Genomic DNA, 3,007 nt, shown 5'->3' on the forward strand with positions numbered 1-3,007 from the left:
CTCCCCGCCGACCTCCAGACCCCCGCCGTCGCCCGCAACATCACCCGCGCCGTCCTCGACATCCACTCCCTCCCCCTGATGACCGACGCCGCCGTCCAGACCGTCAGCGAACTCACCACCTGCGCCTGCCGGTTCACCCCCGGCAAGGACATCTACCTCTCCCTCCGCTACCGCCAGGACGCCCTCTTCATCACCCTCTTCGACGACCACCCCCAGCACACCAACACCCGCCTCAAGTCCGCCTGCGAGACCCACCGCTGCACCGCCCTCGACCTCCTCGACCGCGTCATCGGCGCCTGCACCGGCGACTGGGGCATCGGCGCGAGCAGCACCTTCACGGGCGGCACGAAGATGTGGGCGGTCCTTCCGAGGGAGGGGGCAGAGGGGTACCTGAGGGGGTGACCGGGTCACCCTCCTGGAGATCAGGGCCGACATCGAGGAGACCGGCATCACCCGCGGCGACACCGTCCGGTAGCCCTCACCTCCCCAGCACCACCGTTCCCGACGAGCAGAACCACCCGCCCGTCCCCGACGCCACCCCCAGCCGAGGCAAGTCACCCTCCCGGGACCGGACTTGCCTCGCCCCGGCCTCTCCGCGGAGTTGGCGGACCGCCTCGACCAACAGGAACAGCCCCCGCATCCCGGGGTGTTGGGCCGAGAGGCCGCCCCCGTCCGTGTTGACCGGCAACTCCCCGCCCTCGACCAGGAGTCGGCCCTTCTCCACGAACGCCCCGCCCTCGCCCTTCGCGCAGAAGCCGAGGTCTTCGAGGGTCACCAGCGTCATGTAGGTGAACGCGTCGTAGATCTCGGCGAAGTCCATCTCGGAAGGCCCGACTCCGGCTCTCTCGAAGGCGATCCGGCCGCTCACCGCAGCCGGGGACACCGTGAAGTCGGCCCACTCCGACAGGCTCGCGTGCGAGACGTGCTCCCCGCTCCCCAGCACCCACACGGGCGCCGAACGGCAGTCCTGGACGTACTCCTCGGCCGCCAGCAAGATCGCCGCGCCCCCGTCCGAACGGATGCAGCAGTGCAGCTTCGTGAACGGGTCCGCGATCAACTCGCCGTCCAGGACGTCCGCTTCGGTGATCGGCGTGCGGAACATCGCCTCGGGGTTCAGCGCCGCGTTCGTCCTCGCCTGCACCGCCACCGACGCCAACTGCTCGATCGTCGTGCCGAATTCGATCATGTGGCGGCGTGCGGCCATCGCGTACTTCGCGATCAGTGTGTGCCCGTACGGGACTTCGAACTGGGCCGGGCCCCGGCTGCCGAAGGACAGGGTGCCGGTGCGGCGGCCCGCCCGGATGTCCGCCCGAGCCGTCGAACCGTACGCCAGCAGGACGACGTTGGCGTGACCGGCGGCTATCGCGTCGGCGGCGTGGGACGCCATGACCTCCCACGTCGAGCCGCCCACGGACGTGGAGTCGACCCACGTCGGGCGCAGGCCCAGGTAGTCGGCGACCTCGACCGGCGCGAGCGTGCCCAGGCCCGCCGAGGCGAAGCCGTCGATCAGGGCCCGGTCCAGGCCGGCGTCCGCCAGGGCGCGGCGGGCCGCCTGGGCGTGCAGGGCGTACGGGGTCGTGTCGTCGAGGCGACCGCAGTCGGAGAGGGCGGCGCCCACCACAGCTACCTTGCGCGTCATGAGATCTGACGGTACATCAGATCAGCTCTCTTCTATATGTGTCGGCGCTTTGATATGACGGAGCGTCAGTTGCCGAGCCCTGGGGGACACATGGACGCCGGCCTCACTGCCGAACAGCACGAGATCCAGCGCACCCTGCGCGAGCTCCTCGGCAAGCGCTGCGGCTCCGCCGAGCTGAGAGCCGCGGTGGAGACGCCCGCCGGATACGACCCCGCCCTGTGGAGCGCGCTCGCCGGGCAACTCGGGCTTCCCGGGCTCGCGTTGCCGGAGGCGTACGGCGGGGTGGGCTGCGGCTCGCTCGAACTCGCGCTCGCCGGTGAGGAGTTGGGGCGCACCCTCGCGCCGTCGCCGCTGCTTGCCACCTCCGTACTCGCCGTACCGCTGATCGCGGCTCTCGGCAGTGCCGGGCAGCGGGCCGCTCTGCTGCCTCGCATCGCCGCCGGGGACCTCACCGCCACGCTCGCCGCACCCGTCGAGGCCCTTGCCCTGACCTGCTCGAACGACGGTGACTGGGCCGGTGGGGGGCGCTCCGGTGGCGTACAGGCGCGCGGCGGTCACCACGGCTGGCGGCTCTACGGCGAGGTCGTGCGCGTCCTCGACGGGCACAGCGCCGGAGTGCTGGTCGTCGCCGCGCACTGCGGGGGGTTCGCCCGGTCGCGGGTGCGGCTGTTCGTCGTACGCGGCGATGCCGTCGGGGTGACTCGGGTGCGGCATACCGCACTTGACGCCACCCGGCCACTTGGGCGCGTCCAACTGAGGGACGTTCCCGCCGAGTTGCTCGGGGAGAGCGGCAGTGTTGACGACGGCGGCGACGTCGACGTACTGCCCGTGCTCGCCTCGACCGGGTCCGTGTTCGCCGCCCACCTCGCCTGCGAAGCCGTCGGCGCCGCCGGGCGCGTACTGGAGATGACCGTCGAACACGTCAAGCAGCGCGAGCAGTTCGGGCGGGCGATCGGGTCGTTCCAGGCCGTTCAGCATCGGCTCGCGGATGTGTATGTGCAGGTGCAGGCCGCCCGTTCGGCCGCTTACTACGCCGCCTGGGCCGGTGACGGACAGGCCGTCGGGGGGATAGCGCTCGCGCAGGCGCTGGACACGCTGCGGCTCGCCGCCGGTGAGGGGATCCAACTGCACGGCGGGATCGGGTTCACGTGGGAGCACGACGCGCAGCTGTACTTCAAACGGGCGGTGGGGGACGCGCTGTTGTTCGGGCCGCCGCATCGGCTGCGCGCGCATGCGGCCGACAGGGCTGGGGTGTTCGGGCGAGAGGGCGAGCGGCACGGGGAGCAGAACCCCCAGCGGAACCCCCAACGGCACGCCCAGCACCCCGACTTGCCGGCCACCCCGCATCCCGACTCGGCGCACGCGCCG

The 3,007-nt window shown here is 71.7% G+C and carries 3 protein-coding genes; 2 read left to right on the forward strand and 1 reads right to left on the reverse strand.

Going from position 1 to position 3,007, the window contains the following annotated elements; genetic code table 11:
* A partial coding sequence (locus AOK24_RS29670; protein ID WP_055723119.1) for an ATP-binding protein occupies window positions 1–402 on the forward strand: 402 nt, incomplete at its 5' end.
* A gap of 76 nt (window positions 403–478) precedes the next feature.
* Here AOK24_RS29670 and AOK24_RS29675 read toward each other — a convergent pair.
* On the reverse strand, window positions 479–1,639 hold the full coding sequence (locus tag AOK24_RS29675; RefSeq protein WP_055723120.1) for a thiolase C-terminal domain-containing protein: 1,161 nt from the start codon (window positions 1,637–1,639) through the stop codon (window positions 479–481).
* Between the two features lie 90 nt (window positions 1,640–1,729).
* Between AOK24_RS29675 and AOK24_RS29680 the strand changes: the two genes are divergently transcribed.
* Window positions 1,730–3,007: acyl-CoA dehydrogenase family protein (locus tag AOK24_RS29680; RefSeq protein WP_079057057.1), on the forward strand; the 1,278-nt coding region annotated here is incomplete at its 3' end.

Origin of the sequence: Streptomyces niveiscabiei, assembly GCF_001419795.1 — a bacterium.
Taxonomy (GTDB): Bacteria; Actinomycetota; Actinomycetes; order Streptomycetales; family Streptomycetaceae; genus Streptomyces; species Streptomyces niveiscabiei.

Excerpts from the sequence above, each read along its gene's own strand:
- AOK24_RS29675 (WP_055723120.1), bottom strand. The coding sequence starts at position 1,639 with ATGACGCGCAAGGTAGCTGTGGTGGGCGCCGCCCTCTCCGACTGCGGT.